Annotated in this window: 17 protein-coding genes; 6 read left to right on the top strand and 11 right to left on the bottom strand. The window is 74.4% G+C overall.

Going from position 1 to position 24,186, the window contains the following annotated elements; translation table 11 throughout:
• Positions 1-140 precede the first annotated feature (140 nt).
• From BJP40_RS24355 to BJP40_RS24365, 3 genes are all read right to left on the bottom strand, one after another.
• Positions 141-2,729, bottom strand: coding sequence for a protein kinase (locus BJP40_RS24355; protein ID WP_071282393.1), 2,589 nt, complete (start codon positions 2,727-2,729; stop codon positions 141-143).
• A 130-nt stretch (positions 2,730-2,859) separates the two neighbouring features.
• Positions 2,860-5,919, bottom strand: a complete 3,060-nt coding sequence (locus BJP40_RS33265; RefSeq protein ID WP_107416852.1) for a serine/threonine protein kinase — start codon at positions 5,917-5,919, stop codon at positions 2,860-2,862.
• 230 nt (positions 5,920-6,149) lie between these two features.
• Positions 6,150-7,856, bottom strand: coding sequence for a glycerol-3-phosphate dehydrogenase/oxidase (locus tag BJP40_RS24365; RefSeq protein ID WP_071282395.1), 1,707 nt, complete (start codon positions 7,854-7,856; stop codon positions 6,150-6,152).
• A gap of 334 nt (positions 7,857-8,190) precedes the next feature.
• On the opposite strand from BJP40_RS24365, the gene BJP40_RS24370 reads away from it, so the two are divergent.
• Entirely contained in the window at positions 8,191-9,432 is a 1,242-nt protein-coding gene (locus tag BJP40_RS24370) for a nucleotide sugar dehydrogenase (RefSeq protein ID WP_071282397.1), read from the top strand.
• Positions 9,433-9,623: 191 nt separating this feature from the next.
• On the opposite strand, the gene BJP40_RS24375 is transcribed toward BJP40_RS24370, so the two are convergent.
• The 4 genes from BJP40_RS24375 to BJP40_RS24390 all read right to left on the bottom strand — a co-directional run bounded on the left by BJP40_RS24375 (position 9,624) and on the right by BJP40_RS24390 (position 14,157).
• Positions 9,624-10,748: a GuaB3 family IMP dehydrogenase-related protein gene (locus BJP40_RS24375; RefSeq protein ID WP_071264087.1), complete on the bottom strand. Its 1,125-nt coding sequence runs from the start codon at positions 10,746-10,748 to the stop codon at positions 9,624-9,626.
• Between the two features lie 167 nt (positions 10,749-10,915).
• Positions 10,916-12,421 carry an IMP dehydrogenase gene (gene guaB / locus BJP40_RS24380; protein WP_071282399.1) on the bottom strand — a complete coding sequence of 502 codons (1,506 nt, stop codon included), beginning with the start codon at positions 12,419-12,421 and terminating at the stop codon, positions 10,916-10,918.
• A gap of 212 nt (positions 12,422-12,633) precedes the next feature.
• A complete protein-coding gene (locus BJP40_RS24385; protein WP_071264083.1) occupies positions 12,634-13,239 on the bottom strand; it encodes a sigma-70 family RNA polymerase sigma factor in 606 nt (201 codons plus the stop codon).
• A gap of 306 nt (positions 13,240-13,545) precedes the next feature.
• The gene (locus tag BJP40_RS24390) at positions 13,546-14,157 is read right to left on the bottom strand and encodes a response regulator transcription factor (protein WP_003948568.1); all 612 of its coding nucleotides are present in this window, start codon (positions 14,155-14,157) and stop codon (positions 13,546-13,548) included.
• Between the two features lie 414 nt (positions 14,158-14,571).
• On the opposite strand from BJP40_RS24390, the gene BJP40_RS24395 reads away from it, so the two are divergent.
• Positions 14,572-14,889, top strand: a complete 318-nt coding sequence (locus BJP40_RS24395; protein ID WP_071264081.1) for a WhiB family transcriptional regulator — start codon at positions 14,572-14,574, stop codon at positions 14,887-14,889.
• A gap of 298 nt (positions 14,890-15,187) precedes the next feature.
• On the opposite strand, the gene BJP40_RS24400 is transcribed toward BJP40_RS24395, so the two are convergent.
• Positions 15,188-16,090, bottom strand: a complete 903-nt coding sequence (locus BJP40_RS24400; protein WP_071282401.1) for a LysR family transcriptional regulator — start codon at positions 16,088-16,090, stop codon at positions 15,188-15,190.
• A 117-nt stretch (positions 16,091-16,207) separates the two neighbouring features.
• On the opposite strand from BJP40_RS24400, the gene BJP40_RS24405 reads away from it, so the two are divergent.
• Entirely contained in the window at positions 16,208-16,891 is a 684-nt protein-coding gene (locus BJP40_RS24405) for an MOSC domain-containing protein (RefSeq protein WP_071282403.1), read from the top strand.
• Positions 16,892-17,024: 133 nt separating this feature from the next.
• The gene (locus tag BJP40_RS24410; RefSeq protein ID WP_071275050.1) at positions 17,025-17,798 is read left to right on the top strand and encodes an SDR family oxidoreductase; all 774 of its coding nucleotides are present in this window, start codon (positions 17,025-17,027) and stop codon (positions 17,796-17,798) included.
• 540 nt (positions 17,799-18,338) lie between these two features.
• Here the strand turns inward: BJP40_RS24410 and groL are convergent.
• Both groL and groES read right to left on the bottom strand, forming a co-directional pair.
• Positions 18,339-19,970 carry a chaperonin GroEL gene (gene groL / locus BJP40_RS24415; RefSeq protein ID WP_071282404.1) on the bottom strand — a complete coding sequence of 544 codons (1,632 nt, stop codon included), beginning with the start codon at positions 19,968-19,970 and terminating at the stop codon, positions 18,339-18,341.
• 139 nt (positions 19,971-20,109) lie between these two features.
• The gene (gene groES, locus BJP40_RS24420; protein WP_067050959.1) at positions 20,110-20,418 is read right to left on the bottom strand and encodes a co-chaperone GroES; all 309 of its coding nucleotides are present in this window, start codon (positions 20,416-20,418) and stop codon (positions 20,110-20,112) included.
• 726 nt (positions 20,419-21,144) lie between these two features.
• On the opposite strand from groES, the gene BJP40_RS24425 reads away from it, so the two are divergent.
• Positions 21,145-21,378 (top strand): hypothetical protein, encoded by a 234-nt coding sequence (locus BJP40_RS24425; RefSeq protein WP_071282405.1) that lies wholly within the window; start codon positions 21,145-21,147, stop codon positions 21,376-21,378.
• Positions 21,379-21,634: 256 nt separating this feature from the next.
• Here BJP40_RS24425 and BJP40_RS24430 read toward each other — a convergent pair whose 3' ends face one another.
• The gene (locus BJP40_RS24430; RefSeq protein WP_071275059.1) at positions 21,635-22,519 is read right to left on the bottom strand and encodes a polysaccharide deacetylase family protein; all 885 of its coding nucleotides are present in this window, start codon (positions 22,517-22,519) and stop codon (positions 21,635-21,637) included.
• A gap of 460 nt (positions 22,520-22,979) precedes the next feature.
• On the opposite strand from BJP40_RS24430, the gene BJP40_RS24435 reads away from it, so the two are divergent.
• Complete coding sequence (locus BJP40_RS24435) at positions 22,980-24,158, top strand: methyltransferase domain-containing protein (protein WP_071275062.1); 1,179 nt, start codon at positions 22,980-22,982, stop codon at positions 24,156-24,158.
• Positions 24,159-24,186: the final 28 nt, after the last annotated feature.

Below are 24,186 nucleotides of genomic sequence, written 5' to 3' on the forward strand. Positions count from 1 at the left end.
CCTGCGGTCACGGCCCCCGGCCCCGAGCGGGTCCGGGAGCCGGGCGGCCGTGCGGGGGCGGCGCCGGGCGCGCGCACCGGCCCCGGACCGGGCCGCCCCGGGGGCCACCCCGCGTGGCCCGGGGGCGGGCCGCGGGCGGCTCAACGGGTCGTCCGGTACGCCCTGGTGGCCTGCTCGTGGATCTCCGTGACCTTGTCCCGCTCGGACTCCGGGCCGGTGGCCATGATGACGTGGTAGCGGCCGTCGATGAGTACCGCCAGGTTCCGCACGTACACCTGCCGGCCGTTGCTGTCCTGCCAGGTGAACTGGCCCTCCGCCATGGACTGGCGTCCGACGTCTACCCGGCGCAGCCCGGTCGCCGTCGCCCAGGTGGAGTCGCGCCACGGCTGGAGCTCGCGTTCCTTGTTCCGCTGGTACTCCAGCGGGTCGGATCCCGACGTGTCGGCGGAGTCCCTGCCGGGGACGACGACGAGGGTGAAGTCGCCGCTGCCGTAACGGACCTGGCCGATGTCGTTGACGGGGCTGCGGCGCCACGTCCGGTCGACCGCGATGCGGAAGCCCTCGGGGTCGTCGCGCAGGACGTAGCCGGCCGGGAGGTCGGGTGCGCTCGGCGTGACCGCGTTGGTGGACGGCGCCCGGCCGGTGTCCGGCGCCGGGTCGGCCGGGGCCGGCTGCGCCGGCCCGGTGGGCGCGGGGGCCTGGGAGGAGGCCGTGGGGCGGGACGCGCTCCCGGCGGGGCTCTGCGAGCGGTCCGTGGTGCCCGCCTTCGGCAGGAACAGCGCGGCGTACGCGACGGCCGCGGCCAGTGCCAGCAGGATCAACAGCAGCAGGATGCGGCCGAGGGCTCGCGGGCTCCGGTCGCCGTGGTCCCGTGACCTGCGGTGGCGGTGCCGCGCGGCGCCCGGATCAGTGTCGTCGACGGCGGCGCGGGGCCGGCGCCTGCGTTCGAGGTCGCCGCGGCGGCGGACGATCGGCAGCCGGGTCTCGTCCGCCGACGGCATGGTGACCAGCGCCATGCCCGCGTCGGGCTCGGGCGCGGAGCGGATCAGCGACCGCAGCCAGCCCCGGAGTTCCTCGAAGTCGGGTCGTTCCGTCGGGTCCTGACGCAGCAGCGACTCCACGACGGGGCGCAGCGGCCCGCACTCCTCGGCGAAGGCGGGCGGCTCCGCGCACACCATCTGGACGAGTTCGGCGGCGCTGTCCTCCGGGTACGGTGCGTGGCCCTGGAGGACGCGGAAGAGCAGCACTCCGAGAGCCCACAGGTCGGTGGTGGGGCCGACGGGTGGGGCGAGCTGCCAGGTGCCGTGCACGGGCCCCGCCTGCTCGGGCGCCCACCGCTCGGTGACGGGCCCGACGACGGCGATCCTGGCCTGGCGGGCCCGCTCGGCGGCGAGCGGCGTGCCGGGGCCGCGGTAGGGCGGGGGCCCTGCCGGGGTGAGGCCGCGCGGGGCGGCGCGGCCGGGCTCGCCGTGCGGGTGCCTCTGGGCGGGGGCGTACGGGGCGGGTGTCCCTTGGCGCTGCTCGTCAGCCCGCAGGGCGGCGCGGGGGCCTCCGTACGGCGGGACGTCGCCGTACGGGGAGGATCCACCGCCCGCCGGGACGGGACCGTCCCGCCATGTGCCGGTGAGCAGGGCGCGGGGGGCGCTGCCGCCGTCCTGGGCGGCGTCGTTGTCTTCGGGGCCGTCGGGCTCGTCAGGGTCGTCGGCGATGCGGTCGGCGGCCTGGGTGACCCACTGCGGTTCGTACCCGCTGGGCAGGGCGGGCGGGCCCGGCGGCAGGGCCGGCGCACCGCGGTCCGCGGGGACGGCCCGCGCTCCTTCGGCGCGGTTCCCGTGGCCGTAGCCTCCGTACGGGCCGTCCCGGTCCGCGTCACTCCCGTAGCCGTCGTGCTCGTACGTGGTGTCGTGGTCGGCGCCGGTGTGCGGGCCGTGCGCGTCGGCGTATCCGTCGCCGTACGGCCGGTCGTGCCCCGCGCCGTACGTACCCGCGTACGGCTCACCGTACGGGGCTCCGCACGCCTCGCCGTCCACGGCCGCGGGCCCGTCGCCGGGCTCGTCCTCCTCCGGGACCGGCACCGGGGCGTAGCCGCACAGGGCCTCCTCGGCGGCGCCGGTGGCGAGACCCGACAGCACGACGCGGCCGTCGTCGCAGACGAGGACGGTCCGCACGGTGATGTTCCGGTGGGTCCAGCCGTGGGCGTGCAGCGCGCGCAGGGCGGTGAGCAGGTCGGAGGCGATCTCGGCGGCCCGGTACGGGTTGAGCGGCCGCTCCCCGAGGAACGCGGCGAGCGGCCGCGCCTCGACCAGTTCGCTCACGATCCAGAGCGAGCCGTCCTCCGTGAAGACGTCGAAGACCTGGTCCAGCCGCGGGTGGTCGGGGATGCGCGCGACCGCCTGCACGGCGTCCAGGGCCCGCTGGACGGCCGGGTCCTGCGCCGCCGCCCGGTCGCCCGCCGTCCGCGCGGAGGTCCGTACGGCGCCGTGCCGCGCACGGTCGCCGCCGTACGTCCCGTACCCGTACGGCCCGTCCGCACCGTCCGGTCCGACGACTTCGGCGTCCACCGTCTCCGGCAGCGGCACCTGCCGGACCATGACCTCCTGGCCGCTGTAGGTGTCGAAGGCACGCGTCTCGGCGCCCGATTCGTGCGGCGCGGCGTACGGGTCGCCGTCGGATTCGGGCAGCGGCAGTCGGTAGCGGTCGGCGAGCACTCGTCCCGCGTAGTCCTCCACAACGCCTCCCCACCGCGCGCAGTACCCCCGGCTCCAGCCGGGGAGCCGTCATCTGTGGTCGGATCGTGTCCAGTTACACGCTGGATTCAGCCTCATACGGCCCGCACGGTTTCACGATACGTGCCGAACGTCAGTCCGTGGGCCGGAACGTCGCGAACGCGGTCTCGCGGAGCGTCTTGCACTCCTGCTCGTTCCACTGGGCGGACTCACACGTGATCATGATCGCGTAGCCGTGTGTGGCGTCGACCTTGAACCCCCTGTTGAGCACCCATACCCGCTTGCCGCTCTGTTTGCGCTCGAACTGCCAATCGGCCGCGGTCGGGTAACCGTTGTAGTCGACGGCCTTGATGCCGTGGTGCTGGTAGCCGGAGCTGCTGGCGGCGACGGCGGTCATGGCGGCCCGCCAGGCGGCGGCGGCGTCGGAGCCGGGGCTGCCGGTGTAGTCCACCTGCACGCGCGGGAAGCCGCCGTCGGCGCTGAAGATGCCGCCCGAGTTCTCCCCGGCTATGGCCGTCATGCGGAAGTCCTCGGGCATGGCCATGGAGAAGCGGAACCGGTCGTTGGTGACGGTCCTGTACCCCTCGGGCAGTCCGGTGCCGGACCCGGGCGAGCCGGAGGGCGCGGCGCCGCCGTCCTTGCCGTCACCGCCTTCCGTGCCGCTGCCTCCGCTGCCGGTGGCCGGCTGCCCGGCGCCCTGCCCCTGCTCGCCGCCCTGTTCGCCGTCCGGCCTGCTGCTGTCGCCACCGGCCGTGCCTGCGGACCCGTCGGCGGGATCGCCCCCACCGCCTGCGGCCGCCCCCGCGGAGGCGGCCTTGTCGCCGCCCGCGGTACCGCCCGCGCCCTGGGCGTTCGCGTCCCCGTCGCCGTTGAACACGAAGGCGAGCACGGTGGCCAGGACCGCGAGGACGGCGACCACCGCGATGGCGACCAGCGTGCGGCGGGGCACCACGTGGGTGAGCGGGGCCCGTACCGGCACGGGCGGACCGGAACGTTCCGGCTTGGCGGCGGCCTTCGCGGCCGCGCCGCCCGCAGCCGCGTTCCGCACGGCGCGCAGCGCGCCGCGCAGCCGCTCCGCGGTGGCGTCGCCGGGTGCGGCCGGCGCGGTCGCCGAGGCGGCGGTGGTGCCGGCGCTCCCGTCCGCGGCCGGTCCGGCCGGCGGCGCGGGCAGCGGCACGACGCGGGTCCGCTCCGCCGGGCGCTCGCCGGGCGCCGACGGCTCGGGCGCCGCCAGCACCTCGTTCAGCAGGGCGCGCGCGCCGGCGTCGTCCAGGCGCTGCGCCGGGTCCTTGGCGAGCAGGCCGTAGATGACCTTGTCCAGCGGCCCCGCGTTGCGGGGCGGTTCGAGCTGCTCCGTCATGACGGCCGTGAGCGTCGCGATCGCGGAGCCCTTGTCGTACGGCGGGTGGCCCTCGACGGAGGCGTACAGGAGGCCGCCCAGCGACCACATGTCGGCCGCGGGCCCCGGACGCTGGCCGCGGGCCCGCTCCGGCGAGATGTACGAGGGCGCCCCGACGAGCATGCCGGTGGAGGTGATGGACGGGTCGCCCTCGACCTGGGCGATGCCGAAGTCGGTGAGCACGACGCGGCCGTCGTCGGCGATCAGCACGTTGGACGGCTTCACGTCCCGGTGCAGGATGCCCTCCCGGTGCGCGGAACGCAGCACGTCCAGGACGGCCAGGCCGACCTCGGCGGCGCGCCGCGGCGTGAGCGTGCCGTCCTCCCGGACCACGTCGGCCAGCGAGCGGCCCTCGATGAGCTCCATGACGATCCACGGGCGGTCGTCCTCGTCGACCACGTCGTACACCGTCACGGCGCCGTTGTTGCGGATCCGTGCGATGGCCTTCGCCTCGCGCAGGGTACGGGTGACGAGGCGGCGCTTCTCGTCCTCGTCGATGCTGTTGGGGAAGCGGAGTTCCTTGACGGCGACGGTGCGCCCCAGGGTCTCGTCGACGGCGCGCCACACGGTGCCCATGCCGCCGCGGCCGAGGACCCCGTCGAGCCGGTAGCGGCCGGCCAGCAGGCGGCCGCCGGACCCGCGCCCGGCAGCGGGCTTCTTGTGCACGTCGACCTTGGAGGTGGCCGCCCCACGCTCCGCCTTCGCCGTCCCGGAAGCCGCGCCGGCGGCCGCCTTGCCCGCGACGGGGGCCGGGGCGGTGCCGCCGGTCGCGGCCGGTGCGTCCTGCGCCGCGGGACGCGGCGCGGCCTGCGGCTCGTTCTCCGCGGCCGCCGCCTCGGCCCCGGCCGTGGTGGCCGCGGCCCTGGGGGACGGCAGACCCGACTCCGCGCCTGTGGACCGGCTCGCGGTGGCCGAAGCGGCCCTGCCCGCCGCCTCGTTCGCGGACCGCTTCGGCGACCTGCCCGCGGGCTCCTTCGCGGCCTTGCGGGCGGGCTCCGCCCCGGTGGGCTCCGGAGACTCGTCCGCCTCCTCCACCGGCTCGCCCGCGCCGTGCTGCGCGGGCTCCTTCGGGGTCTCGCCCCTGGGCTTCTCGGCCGGCTCGCCCGCAGGGTCCTGCGCGGGTTCCCCGGCCGACCCGGCGGTGGACCTGCCCGCAGGCTCGCCACCGGAGGCCCGCACGGTCCCGGGGGCCTGCTCGACGGGGTTCGCGGCGGCGCCGCGTGCCGGCTCCTGCACCAGATCCGCCGCGGCCCTGGCGGCAGGCTCCTGCACTGTCTGCTGCGCGCCCCCGCCGTCGGCCGCCTCGGCCGGCCCTGCGGAGGTCCCGCGCGCAGGCCCGGCCGGGTCCTTGCCCGCAGGGTGCCGCGCGGGCTCGTCCGCATCGCGTCCCACGGGCTCCTGCGCGGTCCGCCGGGGCCCGTCCGCCTTGGAGTTCGCCGTCTTCCCTGCGGGCGCGTCGGAGACCTCGCCGTCGTCCTGCGGCTCCGCCCCGTCCGCGGCGGGCCGTTCCGTCCGCGCGGCGGTGGCCGCGCCCGAGGGGGTGGGCACGTCGCCGTCCGGGGCCTCGCCGGTACCGGACGGTGGCGCCGACCGGTCCGCTCCGGCACCCTCCTTGCGGCCGGGGGCCGTCTTGGAGGCCGTCGGGCCCCGGCCCTGTCCGGTGGTTGCCGCGGGCGGCCCGGCGTCCGCTCCCCGGTCCGAGGTGGCCGCTTCCGTCTTCGACGCCGTGCTCTCTCCGTCGGCGCCGCGCTGAGGTGTCCGCGCCGCGTTCCGCGACTGCTCCGCTCCCGACATGCGTCCCCTCTGCGATCCTGTTCCTCGCCCGCGCCTGCCGCGTCCGCGCGATGCGGTAACCCGCTCTGGAAGAGCCTTCATTGTCCCTCACTCAGGGACCGGCACTTCTCCCGGGTCCGCCGTCGGCCAGCATGACGGCGGGGCGGGGTGCGGCGCCACGGCGCTGGGGAGGACGTGTCTCACGGTTCAGTTGGTTCTCGCGGGGTGCGGACGGGGCGTCACTCGCCGCCCTACAGGGGCACGATGTCAGGGGCGCCCAGGCGGGCCGCGTCCGCTGTCTGGTCGTCGGGCTGGCGCTGGGACTCCCGCTCCGCCTCGACCCGTTTCTCGTAGTGCTCCACCTCCTTGGCGATCTGGTCCTCACCCCACCCGAGGACGCGTGCCATCAGTTCCGCGCACTCGCGGGCGCAGCGGGTCCCGCGGTCGAAGGTCTCGATGGAGATGCGGGTGCGACGGGTGAGGACGTCGTCCAGGTGCCGGGCGCCCTCGTGCGAGGCGGCGTAGAGGAGTTCGGCGCGCAGGTAGTCGTCGGCGCCGGTGACGGGCTCGCCGAGGGAGGGGTCCTCCGCGACGAGGTCGAGCAGTTCCTCGGTGAGCGAGCCGTACCGGTTGAGCAGGTGCTCGACGCGGGCCACGTGCAGGCCGGTGCGGGCGGCGATGCGGGCGCGCGCGTTCCACAGGGCCCGGTAGCCCTCGGCGCCGAGCAGGGGCACGTCCTCGGTGACGCAGGCGGCGACGCGCCGGTCCAGCCCGTGCACCGCCTCGTCCACGGCGTCCTTGGCCATGACGCGGTACGTCGTGTACTTGCCGCCCGCGACCACGACGAGCCCCGGCACGGGGTGGGCGACGGTGTGCTCCCGGGACAGCTTGCTGGTGGCGTCCGACTCGCCGGCGAGCAGGGGGCGCAGTCCTGCGTAGACGCCCTGCACGTCGTCGCGGGTGAGCGGCACGGCGAGGACGCTGTTGACGCGTTCCAGCAGGTAGTCGATGTCGGCGCTGGACGCCGCCGGGTGCGCCTTGTCCAGGTCCCAGTCGGTGTCGGTGGTGCCGATGATCCAGTGGCGGCCCCAGGGGATCACGAAGAGGACGCTCTTCTCCGTGCGCAGGATCAGGCCGGTCGTCGAGTGGATCCGGTCCTTGGGCACGACGAGGTGGATGCCCTTGGAGGCGCGGACGTGGAACTGGCCGCGCTCCGCGATGAGGCCCTGGGTGTCGTCGGTCCACACGCCGGTGGCGTTGACGACCTGCTGGGCGCGGATCTCGTACGTGCCGCCCGACTCCACGTCCTCCACGCGGGCGCCGACGACCCGTTCGCCCTCGCGCAGGAAGCCGGTGACGCGGGCGCGGCTGGCGACCCGGGCGCCGTAGGCCGCGGCCGTGCGGACGAGGGTGGCGACGTGACGGGCGTCGTCCACCTGGGCGTCGTAGTACTGGAGTGCGCCGACGAGGGCGTCCCTGCGCAGGGCTGGTGCCACGCGCAGGGCGCGCCGGCGGGACAGGTGGCGGTGCACGGGCAGGCCGCGGCCGTGGCCGGAGGACACCGACATCGCGTCGTACAGGGCGACGCCCGACCCGGCGTAGACCCGCTCCCAGGCCCGGTGCTGGAGGGGGTAGAGGAACGGGACGGGCCTGACGAGGTGCGGGGCCAGCCGCTGCAGCAGCAGGCCCCGCTCCTTGAGCGCCTCCCGTACGAGGGCGAAGTCGAGCATCTCCAGGTAGCGCAGGCCGCCGTGGATGAGCTTGCTGGAGCGGCTGGACGTGCCGGCCGCCCAGTCGCGGGCCTCGACGAGACCCGTGGCGAGCCCGCGTGTGGCGGCGTCGAGCGCGGTGCCCGCTCCGACGACGCCGCCACCGACGACCAGCACGTCCAGTTCCTGCTCGGCCATGGCCGCCAGCGCCTCGGCGCGCTCCGCCGGACCCAGTCTGGCTGTCCTCACCGCTGCCTCCCGTCCCCGCCGTCCCCGTGTCTGGCGGACGCCCGGTGTGCGCGGCGCCCACGGGCCCGGCGCGACCGGCGCACCCGCCCGCCCCGTGCCGCGGGGCGCCGCGCGCGTCCGGCGTGCGGCCGGGCTCACAGACTCGATTCTGTCCCCGGTGCCCGACATCGGCCACCGGCCCCACCCGACCTGTGGACAACACTCACTCGACCACGCCTCCACAATGCCGCATAACGGTCATATTTACGCCTAGTCTGACATTGCGTTCGCTCGCTCTGTCCACAGGGCTTGCGCGTCTCGTCCCCTCCGGCTACTGGGAAGGACGGCTCACTCCATGCCCGCAGACCTCGCCGTCATCGGCCTCGGCCACCTCGGCCTGCCCCTCGCCCAGGCCGCCACCGGCGCCGGCATCGGCACCGTCGGCTACGACACCGACCCGCGACCGGTCGCCGAGCTCGCCGCCGGGCGCCCTCCCGTCGACGGCTCCCTCACCCCGTCCGAGATCCGCAGGATGCTGTCGGGCGGCTTCCGCCCCACCCCGGACCCGGCCGAGCTGGGCCGGGTCCGCACCGCCGTCATCTGCGCCCCGACACCGCCCGGCACCGACGGCCCCCTCGACCTGTCCGCCGTCACCGACGCCGCCCGCGCCCTCGCCGCCCGGCTGCGCCCGCACACCACCGTGCTGCTGGAGTCGCCCGTGCCGCCCGGCACCACCGAGGACGTGCTGCGCCCACTGCTGGAGGAGGGCTCCGGGCTGCGCGCCGGGCGGGACTTCCACCTCGCGTACTCCCCGGCACGCCTGGACCCCGGCAACCGCGCGCACGGCTACGCCCACACACCCAAGGTCATCGGCGGTCTCACCCCCGCCTGCACCGAATCCGCCGCCGCGTTCTACGGCCGCCTCACGGACAAGGTGGTCCGGGCCCGCGGCATCCGCGAGGCGGAGACGGTCAAGCTGCTGGAGACCAACTTCCGGCACGTCAACATCGCCCTCGTCAACGAGATGGCCGTGCTCTGCCACGAGCTCGGCGTCGACCTGTGGGACGTCGTCCGCTGCGCCGAGACGAAGCCGTTCGGCTTCCAGGCGTTCCGCCCCGGCCCGGGCGTCGGCGGCCACGGCGTGCCCGTCGACACGGTCGGCGCGCACCGGCCGCTGCAGTTGGTGGAACTGGCGAGCCGGATCAACGAGCGGATGCCGCAGTACGTCACCTCGCGCTGCGCCACGCTCCTCAACGAGCACGGCAAGTCGGTGCGCGGCGCCCGCGTGCTGCTGCTCGGCGTGACGTACAAGCCCGACCTCGCCGACCAGGAGGGCTCCCCCGCACCCGAGATCGCCCACCGCCTGAGGGCGATGGGCGCCGCGGTCAGCTACCACGACCCGTACGTCCCGGTGTGGCGGGTGGCCGACGTGCCCGTGCCGCGCGCCGACTCCCTGTACGAGGCGGCGGCGGGCGCCGACCTGACGATCCTGCTCCAGCACCACCGCACGTACGACCTCCAGGGCCTCTCCGTGAAGGCCCAGCTGCTCCTCGACACCCGGGGCGCCACGCCGACGGGGGCGGCGCACCGGCTCTGAGGACGCGGACGTGCCGGGTCCCGCCGCGGACCCGGCGGCCCCACCGCCGACCCGCGACGGACCCGGGCGGCCGCGCCGGGACGGCCCCGGACGACCGCAGGCCCGCAGGGACGGCCGAGGACGCGGACGGCCCGGTCACCCACTCTCGGGTGACCGGGCCGTTCCCGCGGTTCACGCGCCGCGCGGTGGGCTCACCGCCGGTGCTGCGACTCCGCGACCGTGACCTCGACGCGCTGGAACTCCTTGAGCTCGCTGTAGCCGGTGGTGGCCATCGCGCGGCGCAGGGCGCCGAAGAAGTTCATGGAGCCGTCAGGCGTGTGGGACGGGCCGGTGAGGATCTCCTCCGTCGTGCCGACGATGCCCAGGTCCACGAGCTTGCCGCGCGGCACGTCCTCGTGGACGGCCTCCATGCCCCAGTGGTGACCCTTGCCCGGGGCGTCCGTGGCACGGGCCAGCGGGGAGCCGATCATCACGGCGTCGGCGCCGCACGCGACGGCCTTCGGCAGGTCGCCGGACCAGCCCACGCCGCCGTCGGCGATGACGTGCACGTACCGGCCGCCGGACTCGTCCATGTAGTCGCGGCGGGCGGCGGCCACGTCCGCGACGGCCGTGGCCATGGGGACCTGGATGCCGAGCACGTTGCGGGTGGTGTGGGCGGCGCCGCCGCCGAAGCCCACGAGGACGCCCGCCGCGCCGGTGCGCATCAGGTGCAGCGCGGCCGTGTAGGTGGCGCAGCCGCCGACGATGACGGGGACGTCGAGCTCGTAGATGAACTGCTTCAGGTTCAGCGGCTCGGCCGCGCCGGACACGTGTTCGGCGGAGACGGTGGTGCCGCGGATGACGAAGAGGTCGACGCCCGCGTCGACGACGGCCTTGGAGAACTGGGCGGTGCGCTGCGGGGAGAGCGCGGCGGCGGTGACCACGCCGGAGTCGCGGACCTCCTTGATGCGCTGCCCGATCAGCTCCTCCTTGATCGGCGCGGCGTAGATCTCCTGCAGACGGCGGGTGGCGGTGGCCTCGTCCAGCTCGGTGATCTCGTCGAGCAGCGGCTGCGGGTCCTCGTAGCGGGTCCACAGCCCTTCCAGGTTGAGGACGCCGAGGCCGCCCATCCGGCCGATGCGGATCGCGGTCTCCGGGGAGACCACGGAGTCCATGGGCGCGGCCAGGAACGGCAGCTCGAAGCGGTAGGCGTCGATCTGCCAGGCGATCGAGACCTCCTTCGGGTCCCGGGTGCGCCGGCTCGGTACGACGGCGATGTCGTCGAACGCGTACGCCCTGCGGCCGCGCTTGCCGCGCCCGATCTCGATCTCAGTCACGATGTGTGGCCTTTCCCTCTACGTCTGCGCGTACCAGTATCGCCGACCGGCACACCGGGCGGCGCATGCGGAAGGGGCGGCTCGGGTGGTTCCGGGCCGCCCCTTCCGTGCGGTGGGCGCTGCCGGTCGGGGCGCGCGGGTGCCGTGGCGGCCCGCGCGCACCGCCGTTACTTGCGGTTGCTGTAGTTCGGGGCCTCGACCGTCATCTGGACGTCGTGCGGGTGGCTCTCCTTCAGACCCGCCGACGTGATGCGGACGAACCGGCCGCGTTCCTGCAGCTGCGGGACGGTCCTGCCGCCGACGTAGAACATCGACTGGCGCAGGCCGCCGACGAGCTGGTGGACGACCGCGGACAGCGGGCCGCGGTAGGGCACCTGGCCCTCGACGCCCTCGGGCACGATCTTCTCGTCGGAGGCGACGCCCTCCTGGAAGTAGCGGTCCTTGGAGAAGGAGCGCTGCTCGCCGCGGGACTGCATGGCGCCGAGGGAACCCATGCCGCGGTACGACTTGAACTGCTTGCCGTTGATGAAGAGCAGCTCGCCCGGGGACTCCTCGCACCCGGCGAGCAGGGAGCCGAGCATCACGCTGTCGGCACCTGCGACCAGCGCCTTGGCGATGTCGCCGGAGTACTGGAGGCCGCCGTCGCCGATCACGGGGACGCCGGCCGCCTTCGCGGCGACGGACGCCTCGTAGATCGCGGTGACCTGCGGGACGCCGATGCCGGCGACCACGCGGGTGGTGCAGATGGAGCCCGGGCCGACGCCGACCTTGATGGCGTCGACGCCCGCGTCGATCAGTGCCTGGGCGCCGTCGCGGGTGGCGACGTTGCCGCCGATCACGTCGACGGACGCATTCGACTTGATCTTGGCGACCATGTCGCCGACGAGCTTGGAATGGCCGTGCGCGGTGTCGACGACGATGAAGTCGACGCCCGCCTCGATCAGGGCCTGGGCGCGCTCGTAGGCGTCGCCCGCGACACCGACGGCGGCGCCGACGAGGAGGCGGCCCTCCTTGTCCTTCGCCGCGTTCGGGTACTGCTCCGCCTTGACGAAGTCCTTGACGGTGATGAGGCCCTTGAGGAGGCCCTCGTCGTCGACGAGCGGCAGCTTCTCGATCTTGTGGCGGCGCAGCAGCTCCATGGCGTCCACGCCGGAGATGCCGACCTTGCCGGTGACCAGCGGCATGGGCGTCATGACCTCGCGCACCCGGCGGCTGCGGTCGGTCTCGAAGGCCATGTCGCGGTTGGTGACGATGCCCAGCAGCTTGCCCGCGGGGTCCGTGACCGGGACGCCGGAGATGCGGAACTTGCCGCACAGCGCGTCGGCCTCGGCGAGCGTGGCGTCGGGGTGGATCGTGATCGGGTCCGTGACCATGCCGGACTCGGAGCGCTTCACGAGGTCGACCTGGTTGGCCTGGTCCGCGATGGACAGGTTGCGGTGCAGGACACCGACGCCGCCCTGCCGCGCCATGGCGATCGCCATGCGGGACTCGGTCACCTTGTCCATGGCGGCCGACAGCAGCGGGATGTTGATCCGGACGTTCCGGGAGAGCTGCGTGGAGGTGTCGATCTCATGGGGCGCCATGTCGGACGCCCCCGGCAGCAGCAGCACATCGTCGTAGGTCAGCCCGAGTGTCGCGAATTTCTCGGGCACTCCGTCGACGTTGGCAGTCATGACACCTTCCCCATGGCCTTGATCGGTGCGGATGTCCATGCTAACGGGCTGCGCGGGTGTCTCATTCCACGAGCAAGATCAGCCGGAAGCTTTGGACGTTCACACGTATGACATGCGCCATACACCGGGCCCGGGTGGTGGAGGAAACCGCCGGACTCAGGCGGGCGCGATGACGGCCCCCGTCCGGCACGTGCCGGCGTCGGGCGGCGTCCTCACTGCTCGGCCAGCGCCCGGAGCCGGCTGAGCGCGCGGTGCTGGGCGACCCGCACGGCACCGGGCGACATGCCGAGCATCTGCCCCGTCTCCTCGGCGGTGAGCCCCACGGCCACCCGGAGCAGCAGCAGTTCGCGCTGGTTCTCCGGGAGGTTGGCGAGGAGCCTGCGGGCCCACTCCGCGTCGTCGCTGAGGAGGGCGCGCTCCTCGGGCCCGAGCGAGTCGTCGGGCCGTTCGGGCATCTCGTCGGACGGCACGGCGGTGGAGCCCGGGTGCCGCATGGCTGCCCGTTGCAGGTCGGCGATCTTGTGGCCGGCGATGGCGAAGACGAACGCCTCGAACGGCCGGCCGGTGTCCCGGTAGCGCGGCAGGGCCATGAGGACGGCGACGCAGACCTCCTGGGCGAGGTCCTCGACGAAGTGCCGGGCGTCGCCGGGGAGCCGGTTCAGCTTGGTGCGGCAGTACCGCAGGGCCAACGGGTGGACGTGGGCGAGCAGGTCGTGGGTGGCCTGCTCGTCGCCCTCCACCGCGCGGTGCACGAGTGCGCCGATCGCCCCGGCCGCCGCGGGGGGCGCGGGAGACGTCGGCGTCTGGTCGTCGTGCATCGGTCCATGGTGCCTTGACCGTGTCTGCTCCGTGGCACCGCGTCCCGCCTTGTGCACCGAAGCGTTATGAGCAGGTGCGCCGGACGTCATCCCCTGCGCCCTCCCCTCCCGCTCGATCGACTCGTCCCCGAGGAACTCCACCCCTCAAGGATGCGGCATCGCGCCGGAAACAGACATCAGGCGTGCGCCGCCCCGTCCGCGGCGGTGCGGACGGGGACATCAGGGGCATGCCGTCCCCGGCGCCGGGGAGTGCCTCGGAGGCTGCGCGATCCGCCCGACGGGCGGGCGGGACCCCGCGGACACGGCCTAGCGCACCAGGCCCCAGCGGAAGCCGAGCGCGACCGCGTGGGCCCGGTCCGAGGCGCCGAGCTTCTTGAACAGCCGCCGGGCGTGGGTCTTGACCGTGTCCTCGGAGAGGAACAGCTCACGGCCGATCTCGGCGTTCGAGCGGCCGTGACTCATGCCTTCGAGCACCTGGATCTCCCGCGCGGTGAGCGTGGGCGCGGCGCCCATCTCCGCGGACCGCAGCCGGCGCGGGGCGAGCCGCCAGGTGGGGTCGGCGAGCGCCTGGGTGACGGTGGCCCGCAGCTCGGCGCGCGAGGCGTCCTTGTGCAGGTACCCCCGGGCTCCGGCGGCCACGGCGAGCGCCACGCCGTCGAGGTCCTCGGCGACGGTGAGCATGATGATGCGGGCGCCGGGGTCCGCGGACAGCAGCCGGCGGACGGTCTCCACACCGCCCAGACCGGGCATGCGCACGTCCATAAGGATCAGGTCGGAGCGGTCGGCGCCCCAGCGGCGGAGGACTTCCTCGCCGTTGGCCGCCGTGGTCACGCGCTCGACACCGGGCACGGTCGCGACGGCGCGCCGGAGCGCTTCTCGGGCAAGCGGGGAGTCGTCGCAGACGAGGACGGAAGTCATGACCGCCCTCCGCAGCTGATGCGCGTCACCTTGGGCCTCCAGGCTGGTTACGAATCGTCACCTGTGCGGTTGACGGCCTCGGACATCTGCCCGAGGGCCGGTTGCTTCAACCGCCTCCGCTCTCTCAACGACGGTCACCCGAAAGAGTTACGGGCTCGGCCACCGACTCCAACACTCTACGTGAGGAGTCGCCTACGGAGGAGAGCGCCGCAGGTCATCGGCGTCTCGCTGTCACCTGACCGCCATCTCACACAGAGCTATGCCCCATTTAGCGCCTTTTCCTTCCATTTGCTGGTGTCTGTAGCTAGATTCGCAATGAGTCATATTTACATCTACTGCGACAAGACGTCCGCTCAACGAGCCCCGCCGGGGGCTCAGTACCGACTCAGTACCGGTTACAAGGGGACATGCGCTATGGCAGATTTCTCCCGCCTTCCCGGACCCAACGCCGACCTATGGGACTGGCAGCTGCTGGCTGCCTGCCGCGGGGTCGACAGTTCGCTCTTCTTCCACCCCGAGGGGGAGCGCGGCGCGGCGCGGAGCGCGCGTGAGAACTCGGCGAAGGAGGTCTGCATGCGGTGCCCGGTCCGCGCCGAGTGCGCGGCCCACGCGCTGGCCGTGCGCGAGCCCTACGGCGTGTGGGGCGGCCTCACCGAGGACGAGCGCGAGGAGCTGATGGGCAGGGCGCGCACCCGGTTGATCACGACGTCCGCGGCGGGCGGCAAGGGGTGAACCGCCCGGCACCCGCGCGGGGTGCCCACGACGACGAGGACAGGGGAGGAGCGGGGACCGGGGCCGGTCACCAAGAATCGGGGAAGGCCGGACGGAGCCGGCGGGGCCACCCCCGGGAACACCACCTCGGACAGCACTGAAGGAACGTTTCAGCAGGCCCGTACCGGAACCGTACGGGCCTGCCCCCTGCGCCGAACGAGGCCGCCGGCACACGAGCCGCACGCCCCGGCAGCGGACCGGGCTCGCACGTGGTGGCCCTGCCGGGCGGACCGACGGGCGGGCTGCCGCGTCGCTGCGGCTACGCGCGCGTGGCGGCGGCTGCGAGTTCGTCCAGGGTGGCGGCCACGGCCGGGACCTGCGCGAGGTCCGGGAGGGTGAGGGCGACGATCTCCCGTTCCACGCGGGGCTCCACCGCGACGGTCCGGGTGCCCCGGGGCCGTACGGACGCGATGGCCAGCTCCGGCAGCACGGCCACGCCCAGCCCGGCGCCGACCAGGCCGACGACGGCCGGGTAGTCGTCGGTCGCGAAGTCGATGCGCGGCGCGAAGCCGGCGGTCTCGCAGACCTCCACCAGCTGGCGGCGGCAGCGGGGGCAGCCGGCGATCCAGGGTTCGTCCGCCAGTTCGCCGATGGTGAGGGAGTCGGCGCCGGCCAGCCGGTGGCCCTCGGGGACGAGGCCCACGAGCCGGTCGGTGAGCAGGGGGCGCACCACCAGGTCCTGCCACTCCGCCTCGGCCGCCGTGCCGCCGCCGTACCGGAAGGCGAGCGCCACGTCGCAGTCGCCCTCGCGCAGCATCTCGACCGAGCGCGGCGGTTCGGCCTCCACGAGGGACACGCGGGTCCCCGGGTGGGCGGCGCGCAGGGCGGCCAGGGCGGCGGGCACGAGGGTGGAGCTTCCGCTGGGGAACGACACGAGCCGGACGCGCCCGGCCCGCAGCCCCGCGATGGCCGCCACCTCCTCCTCGGCGGCGGTCAGCCCGGCGAGGATGCCGGCGGCATGCCGCACGAGCGCCTCGCCCGCCTGGGTCAGCCGCATCTCCCGGCCGGTGCGGACGAGCAGCGGGGTGCCGGCGGTCGACTCCAGCGCCTTCATCTGCTGGCTGACCGCCGGCTGGGTGCAGCCGAGTTCGCGGGCCGCCGCGGAGAAGGACCCGGTGGCGGCCACGGCGCGCAGGACGCGGAGGTGGCGGGCTTCGATCACCCCTCGACTATAAGGGCCCCTTGGGAGGGTGCCGGAATACTCGCTGCTTGCTTTGGGCTCGTGCGGTAGCGTGCCCGCCCAGGAGACCGCGCGAGGGGAAGCAGGAGGGGCAGCGCGATGAGCGACGGCACGGTGGGCGGACGGCTGCTGACGGTGAACGTGGGGCGGCCGAGGAACGTCGGCTACTCCGACGCGCCGGGCGGCGCCACGGGCATCGGCAAGGCCCCGGCGGAGGGGCCGATACGGGTGAGCGACCCGGGCCCGAAGGGCACCGGCGGGGGCGGGGTGGCCGGGGACGCGGTGTGCGACCTGCGGCACCACGGTGGCTCGGACCAGGCGGTGTACGCCTTCGCCCGGGAGGAGCTGGACTTCTGGGAACAGGAGCTGGGACGGCCGCTCGCCAACGGCGTGTTCGGTGAGAACCTCACGACGTCGGGGCTCGACGTGGACGGGGCGCGGCTCGGGGAGCGGTGGCGGGTCGGCGGGTCGGTGGTGCTCGAGGTGACGACCTCGCGCATCCCGTGCCGCACGTTCGCGAGCTGGCTGGGCGAGCGGGGCTGGGTGAAGCGCTTCACCGAGCGGGCCGCGCCGGGGGCGTACCTGCGGGTGGTCGAACCGGGCGAGGTGCGGGCGGGCGATCCGGTGGAGGTCGTGTACCGGCCGGACCACGAGGTGACGGTGGGGCTGGTGTTCCGCGCGCAGACGACGGAGCGGGAGCTGCTGCGCCGTGTCCTGGCGGCGGGCGACGCCGCGCATCCCGAACTCCGGGAGCGGGCAAGGAAGTACGCGGCCCAGGTCTAGGCGGAGCTCGCCCGGGGGGTCGCCGGCGGGGGCCGGGCGGCTGCCGGAACGACCAGGCAGCGGCCTGGCGGGGGTTGTGCGGGGATGGTGGGCGCGCGCCCGCGCGAAGGTGCGGGGCACTAACGTGCCGCGTATGACGAGTGCACTGATTACTGGCGCGACCGCGGGGATCGGGGCCGCGTTCGCGCGGCGCCTTGCGGCGGATGGCCACGATGTGGTCCTGGTGGCCCGCGATGCGGACCGGCTGCGGGAGCAGGCGACCGAGCTGCACGACCGGCACGGCGTGGAGGCGGAGGTGCTGTCCGCGGACCTTGCGGCCGACGAGGGCATCGCCGCCGTCGAGGCGCGGCTCGCCGACCGGAAGCGCCCGGTCGACCTGCTGGTCAACAACGCCGGCTTCGGCAACAAGGGCCGTTTCCTGGAAGTGGCGATGGCGGACGAGCTGCGGATGCTGAAGGTGCACTGCGAGGCGGTGCTGCGGCTGACGTCGGCGGCGACGGAGGCGATGCGCGAGCGGCGGCGGGGCGGCGTGGTGAACGTCGCGTCCGTCGCCGCGTTCGTGCCGCGCGGCACGTACGGGGCGTCCAAGGCGTGGGTCGTGCAGTTCACGCAGGGCGCGGCGCGCGACCTGGCGGGCAGCGGGGTGCGGCTGATGGCGCTGTGCCCGGGTTTCGTGCGGACCGAGTTCCACGAGCGGGCCGGCATGGGCACGGACAACATCCCGGGGTGGATGTGGCTCGACGCCGACAAGGTGGTGTCGGAGGCGCTGACCGACCTGGCCCGGGGCCGCACGCTGTGCGTTCCCGACCCGCGTTACAAGGCGCTCATGGGCGTGGTGAAGCTGGCTCCGCGGGGCCTGCTGGGCGGGGTGAGCTCACGGGCGGGCCGCAAGTACGGCCCGGCGTAGCCGCGCACCGGACCGCCGTGGGGCCCTTGCGCGGGTGGATACGCGCGGGTTCGGTACGTGACGTGATGTCGGCAGGACCGTTGGGCCGTGCCGGCGCCGGGGCGTTGGGCGGGGCGTTGACCGGCGGGGAGGCCGGTCGGCGCGGAGGAGCACCCGCGGTTGCGGAGGGCTGCTGCGAGGTGGGCGCCTCGCGGTGGGACGGCCTGGAAGGACGGCCCGCGGGGCGGATGTCCGCGGGCGGGACGAGGTGAAGGCGGACGGTCCGTGCAGGGGAGGGACCGTCAGGCCGAAGTGGTGCGAAGGCGGATGGCGCCGGCGCCCGGCGCGTGAGCCGTGTCGTGGCCTGCCGCGGGGCGGGGCTCCCGCCGTCCTGCCGCAGACCACCGCCGTACGCGCGGGAACCGCGCTCCGACCTCTACGGACAGGAACTGTGGCAGGCGGGCGACGTACCCGCGTGGAGCACGCGTGCCCGCACACGGGCGAGGCCCGGTGCCCCTCGGCGGGGCACCGGGCCTCGGCGCGCTGAACGTCCGTCAGGCGTCAGTGGAAGTGGCCGTGACCGTGGCCGTGGCCGTGGCCCGCCTCGGCCTCCTCTTCCTTCTTCTCCACCACGAGGGTCTCGGTGGTGAGCAGCAGGGAGGCGATGGAGGCGGCGTTCTCCAGGGCGGAGCGGGTGACCTTGACCGGGTCGATGACACCGGCCTTCACCAGGTCGCCGTACTCGCCGGAGGCGGCGTTGTAGCCGTTGCCCTTCTCCAGCTCGGCGACCTTGGAGACGATGACGTAGCCCTCCAGGCCGGCGTTCTCCGCGATCCAGCGCAGCGGCTCGACGGCGGCGCGGCGGACGACGGCGACACCGGTGGCCTCGTCGCCGTCCTTGTCGAGGTTGCCCTCCAGGACCTTGACGGCGTGGACCAGCGCGGAGCCACCACCGGAGACGATGCCCTCCTCGACCGCGGCGCGGGTCGCGGAGATGGCGTCCTCCAGACGGTGCTTCTTCTCCTTCAGCTCCACCTCGGTGGCGGCGCCGACCTTGATGACGCACACGCCGCCGGCCAGCTTCGCGAGGCGCTCCTGGAGCTTCTCGCGGTCCCAGTCGGAGTCCGTGGCCTCGATCTCGGCCTTGATCTGCGCGACGCGACCGGTGACGTCCTCGGACTTGCCGGCGCCCTCGACGATCGTGGTGTCGTCCTTGGTCACGGTGACGCGGCGGGCGGAGCCGAGCACGTCCAGACCGGCCTGGTCGAGCTTGAGGCCGACCTCCTCGGAGATGACCGTGGCGCCGGTGAGGACCGCCATGTCCTGCAGCATCGCCTTGCGGCGGTCACCGAAGCCGGGGGCCTTGACCGCGACCGCGTTGAAGGTGCCGCGGATCTTGTTGACGACCAGGGTGGACAGGGCCTCGCCCTCGACGTCCTCGGCGATGATCAGCAGCGGCTTCGAGGCGCCGGCCTGGATGATCTTCTCCAGCAGCGGCAGGAGGTCCGCGATGGAGGCGATCTTGCCCTGGTTGATCAGGATGTACGGGTCGTCGAGGACGGCCTCCATACGCTCCTGGTCGGTCACCATGTACGGGGAGAGGTAGCCCTTGTCGAAGGCCATGCCCTCGGTGAAGTCCAGCTCCAGGCCGAAGGTGTTGGACTCCTCGACGGTGATGACACCGTCCTTGCCGACCTTGTCCATCGCCTCGGCGATGAGCTCGCCGACCTGCTGGTCCTGGGCGGACAGCGCGGCGACGGCCGCGATGTCGGACTTCTCCTCGATCGGGCGGGCCGTGGCGAGCAGCTCGTCGGAGACGGCCTTGACGGCGGCGTCGATGCCCTTCTTGAGGGCGGCCGGGGAGGCGCCGGCGGCGACGTTGCGCAGACCCTCCTTGACGAGGGCCTGGGCCAGCACGGTGGCGGTGGTCGTACCGTCACCCGCGATGTCGTTGGTCTTGGTCGCCACCTCCTTCACCAGCTGGGCGCCGAGGTTCTCGTACGGGTCCTCCAGCTCGACCTCACGCGCGATGGTGACACCGTCGTTGGTGATGGTCGGGGCGCCGAACTTCTTGTCGATGACGACGTTGCGGCCCTTGGGGCCGATCGTCACCTTGACCGTGTCGGCAAGCTTGTTGACGCCGCGCTCAAGGGCGCGACGGGCGTCCTCGTCGAACTTCAGGATCTTCGCCATGGGAGCGATTCAGCCCTCTCGGTACTCGGGTGGAGAAAAAGGCGGCGCCCCTCGCCGCCCGGCGCGGGTGCGGCAGCACGGCATCGGGGGCCAGGGGCGCGACCTCAAGGCATCAAGGCATCAAGGCAGATGCGAGGTCTTACTTCTCGATGACCGCGAGCACGTCGCGGGCCGAGAGGACGAGGTACTCCTCGCCGTTGTACTTGACCTCGGTGCCGCCGTACTTGCTGTAGAGCACGACGTCGCCGACCTTCACGTCGAGCGGGAGGCGCTCGCCGTTCTCGAAGCGGCCCGGGCCCACGGCCAGGACAGCGCCCTCCTGGGGCTTCTCCTTGGCAGTGTCCGGAATAACCAGGCCAGAGGCCGTGGTCTGCTCGGCGTCGAGCGGCTGGACCACGATGCGGTCCTCAAGCGGCTTGATGGCAACCTTGGAGCTGGTGGTCGTCACGATCCGACCTCCCCCTTCGGAGATCTCACGGGGTCTACTGTCTGAGGTGGCGACCAGGTGGATCCGTCGTCGCGGGTGCCGGACCTGCCCGTCGCTGTGTTGGCACTCTCCCTCGGGGAGTGCCAGAGCTGAGACTATGACCGCGGTTAGCACTCGGTCAAGCGGAGTGCCAATTCGCCGCGGCGCGGCGCGGGAGCCGCCCCCGGGGGACGGGACTTTCGGCGGGCCGTTCCGCCGCACGGCACGGGCCGCGCACAGCTCCTCCGTCCGCGCGACGGGCACCGGGACGGGGGGCGGGACCCGCCGCCCCGGGGGACCCGCCGCCCCGGGAGCGGTCGGCAGGCACCGGGCGACGGTCAGCGGGCGGTGGGGCCGGTGTCGGTCTGGGTGTCGGTACGGCACCACCGGGGGCTCCGAGCTGGTGCCGTACGAAAGGGCGAGCATGCCCGACGCACCGGACGAGGAATCGGACGACCGTGTACGGAACCACCCTCGGCCCCACCTATGGCCGCCGCTTCCCCGACCCGGTCGCGGACAGCCGGAGGCCCCGCCGCGCCGTCCGGGTCCCATGCCCGCCGGGCCCGGTCGCGGTCCGACGCGGCCTCAGCCCCGCGGCGGGGCGGCCGCAGTGCTCGCGTCCCGGCCCGCTGCGGGGGACGAAGGGGCCCGTCCCGGGCACCCGGACGACCCGGTCCTGACGCCCGTCCCGCCCTCCTCGGCTCCCTGGTGGCCCCGCTGCTGCTCGTCGTGGACACGGCACTGCTGGTCGGCGCGCAGGCCCGCGCGTTCCACGCCGCCCGCGGGCGGTACGGCACCGAGGTGGCCCTCGCCTCCCGCGGCGCCGCCGCCGCGCCGGTGGCCCTCTGCGCCCGCGTGACCCGGCGCCGCGGCCTGCGCCTCACCGCACTGATGCAGGCAGCGGTGGCGGTTGCCGCGTGGGCGCTGCCACGCGTCGGGTGAGCGGTTTCGGGGCGCGCACCGGCCGCAGGTCCCCACGGGCTGCCGGGAGGGGACGGCCCGGCGGTTCCACGGCGGTCCGCAGGCGGTCCGCCCGCGCGACTCCCCGCACCACCGCGCGCGGACCGCTCCGCCCGGCCCCGCACCACCGGGGGTGGACGGCCGCGCGGCTTCGCGGCTGCCGGGGGTGGACGGCCGCGCGGCTTCGCGGCTGCCGGGGGTGGACGGCTGCGCGGTTACGCGCCTGCCGGGTGCGGGGCTAGCCGACGTAGTCCTCCAGCCGGGCCACGGCGTAGCCGCGGGCGGTGATCGTGTCCATGGCCTGCCGGACCATGTCGGCCATCGTGCCCTTCCAGTGGGAGCGCCCCCGGAAGTGGGTCAGCACGATGTCGCCGGGGTGCAGGTCCCGGTCCCACTCGCGCCACTCCATCCGGTCGGGGAACGCTTCGGCCGCCCACAGCGGCACCGCCGTGATGCCGCAGGAGGCGGCGGCCCGCAGGGTGTCGCGGTTGTAGTTGCCGTACGGCGGGCGGAACAGCGTGGGACGGGTGCCGAACCGCTTCTCGATGACGTCCTGCTGGCCGCAGATCTCGCGCTTCTGCTCCGCGTACGACAGCGCCGGCATGTACCGGTGGTTGAGGGTGTGGTTGTGCAGGGCCACACCCTTGTCCTGCATCCTCCGGAAGTAGCCGTAGTCCTCCCGCACGAGGTAGTCGCTGAGGAAGGCGCTGTACGGGATGTCCAGTTCGGCCATCATCCGCAGCAGCTCCGGGTCCTTCTCGGCGCCGTCGTCGATGGTGAGGAAGACGACCCGGTCCTCGGTGGGGACGGTCGTGAAGACCGGCGGCAGGCCGGGGTCACCCACCTCGAAGCCCTTGCGGAAGGCGATGTCCGGTTTCACGGCGGGCGGCGCCGGAGGCGTCAGCGGCGTCTGCTTGAGGCCCCACTTCTTCGCCGCGGCCGCCCGGGCGGCCTGCGCCCGGCGGTAGCGTTCGACGTACGCGCTGATCGCTCCCGACGGGGTCAGCGGCTGCGCCTGCCGGCCCGCCGCGGGTTGCGGCCCGCCCAGGGCCGTCGCCCCCGGCCCGGCATCCCGGGCGCCGCAGGCCGTACCGAGCGACGCGGCCAGCAGCGCGGCGGCCACGAACCGGCACCGGGTCCTCCGCGGGCGCCGCTGCCGCGGGGGACGTGGGAGGCGCACGAGGCGGGCAGGTTGTGCGGTGCCCACGAGCCGGGTGAGGCGCAGGTGCCGCGCCCCAGGCGCAAGCGGTACGCGCTGCCGCGGTGGCGCGAGGCGCCCCCGCGCGGTGAGCCGCCCGGGCGGCACGAGCCCCCCGAGGAGCGCCGCACGGACGAGCCGCGTCAGCAGTGCCGCCCACCCCAGGGGGCCGCGCGGCCCGCGTCCCCCCGGCTTCCCGGGCTTCCCGAACCGTCCGAGGCACACCGCGCAGAACGCCCCCCACGCCCCGCGTGACCCTCTTTGTCGTACTAGCTGCATGGCGCCGCATCCTGTCAGCGCGGCGGGCCCGCACCGGCCCGACACCGCCGCGCGGTCCGCACCATCCCCCGCCCGGCCCACAGCATCCCGTCACCCGTGGCCCAGAATGGGGCGAGTGACCGATCTCGCCGCCTTCTCCGCACTGCTCACCGACGAGGGCCGGGCCCTGCTCGACGAGCTGCGCGACTACGATCCCGCCCGGGAACTGGCCGTCGCCTCCCGGCTGCGCCGCACGCACCCCGCCGAGCTGGTGTCGGCGGCGCTGGGGCAGGCGCGCCTGCGGCAGCGGGCCGTGGCGAAGTTCGGCGCGGACGCCCACCGCATGTACTTCACGCCGCACGGCGTCGAGCAGTCCACCCGCAGGTCCGTCGCCGAGTACCGCGCGGCGGCGTTCACCCGGCTGGGCGTGCGCAGCGTCGCGGACCTGTGCTGCGGCGTCGGCGGCGACGCACTGGCCCTGGCCCGCGCCGGTGTCCGGGTCCTCGCCGTCGACCGGGACCCGCTGACCGCGGCGGTGGCCCGCGCCAACGCCGCGGAGCTGGGCGTCGCGGACCTCGTGGAGGTGCGCTGCGCCGACGTGGCCGAGGTCGACACGTCCGCGTACGACGCGGTGTTCGTGGACCCGGCGCGGCGCGGCGGCCGGGGCAGGGTGTTCGACCCGGAGGCGTACTCCCCGCCGCTGTCCTGGGCGGTCGACAAGGCCCGTACGGCTCCGCACGCCGCGCTCAAGGTCGCGCCGGGCATCCCGCACGAGGTGGTCCCGGAGGAGGCCGAGGCGGAGTGGATCTCGGACGGCGGTGACGTGAAGGAGGCGGTGCTGTGGTTCGGCACGGCCCCCGGAACCGTGCGGGCCACGCTGCTGCCCTCCGGGGCCGGCCTCGCGGCGGCGGGGCAGCCGCCGGCGGCACCGGTCCGGCCGGTGGGACGCTACCTGTACGAGCCGGACGGGGCCGTGATCCGGGCCCACCTGGTCGCGGAGGTCGCCCGGGCGGTCGGGGGCGGGCTCGTCGACCCGACCATCGCGTACGTGACGTCCGACGAGTTGCGGGCCACGCCGTACGCGACGGCGTACGAGATCACCGACACGCTGCCCTTCAACCTGAAGAAGCTGAAGGCGCTGCTGCGGGAGCGCGAGGTGGGCGTCCTGACGGTGAAGAAGCGCGGCTCCGCGGTCGAACCGGAGGAGCTGCGCCGCAAGGTGAAGCCGAAGGGCCCGCACGCGGCGACCGTGTTCCTCACGCGGGTCGCGGGGGCTCCGACGATGCTCGTCGGCCGTCCTGCGTAGAACCGGCCGTCGCCGTCGGACCGGTCCG

The organism is Streptomyces sp. CC53 (assembly GCF_001865245.1).
Lineage (GTDB): Bacteria > Actinomycetota > Actinomycetes > Streptomycetales > Streptomycetaceae > Streptomyces.

Coding starts and splice junctions, on each gene's coding strand:
- BJP40_RS24395 (WP_071264081.1), top strand. CDS start 14,572: ATGGCAGATTTCTCCCGCCTTCCCGGACCCAACGCCGACCTATGGGAC.
- guaB (WP_071282399.1), bottom strand. CDS start 12,421: ATGACTGCCAACGTCGACGGAGTGCCCGAGAAATTCGCGACACTCGGG.
- BJP40_RS24385 (WP_071264083.1), bottom strand. CDS start 13,239: ATGCACGACGACCAGACGCCGACGTCTCCCGCGCCCCCCGCGGCGGCC.
- BJP40_RS24390 (WP_003948568.1), bottom strand. CDS start 14,157: ATGACTTCCGTCCTCGTCTGCGACGACTCCCCGCTTGCCCGAGAAGCG.
- BJP40_RS33265 (WP_107416852.1), bottom strand. CDS start 5,919: ATGTCGGGAGCGGAGCAGTCGCGGAACGCGGCGCGGACACCTCAGCGC.
- BJP40_RS24370 (WP_071282397.1), top strand. CDS start 8,191: ATGCCCGCAGACCTCGCCGTCATCGGCCTCGGCCACCTCGGCCTGCCC.
- BJP40_RS24405 (WP_071282403.1), top strand. CDS start 16,208: ATGAGCGACGGCACGGTGGGCGGACGGCTGCTGACGGTGAACGTGGGG.
- BJP40_RS24410 (WP_071275050.1), top strand. CDS start 17,025: ATGACGAGTGCACTGATTACTGGCGCGACCGCGGGGATCGGGGCCGCG.
- groL (WP_071282404.1), bottom strand. CDS start 19,970: ATGGCGAAGATCCTGAAGTTCGACGAGGACGCCCGTCGCGCCCTTGAG.
- BJP40_RS24435 (WP_071275062.1), top strand. CDS start 22,980: ATGGGGCGAGTGACCGATCTCGCCGCCTTCTCCGCACTGCTCACCGAC.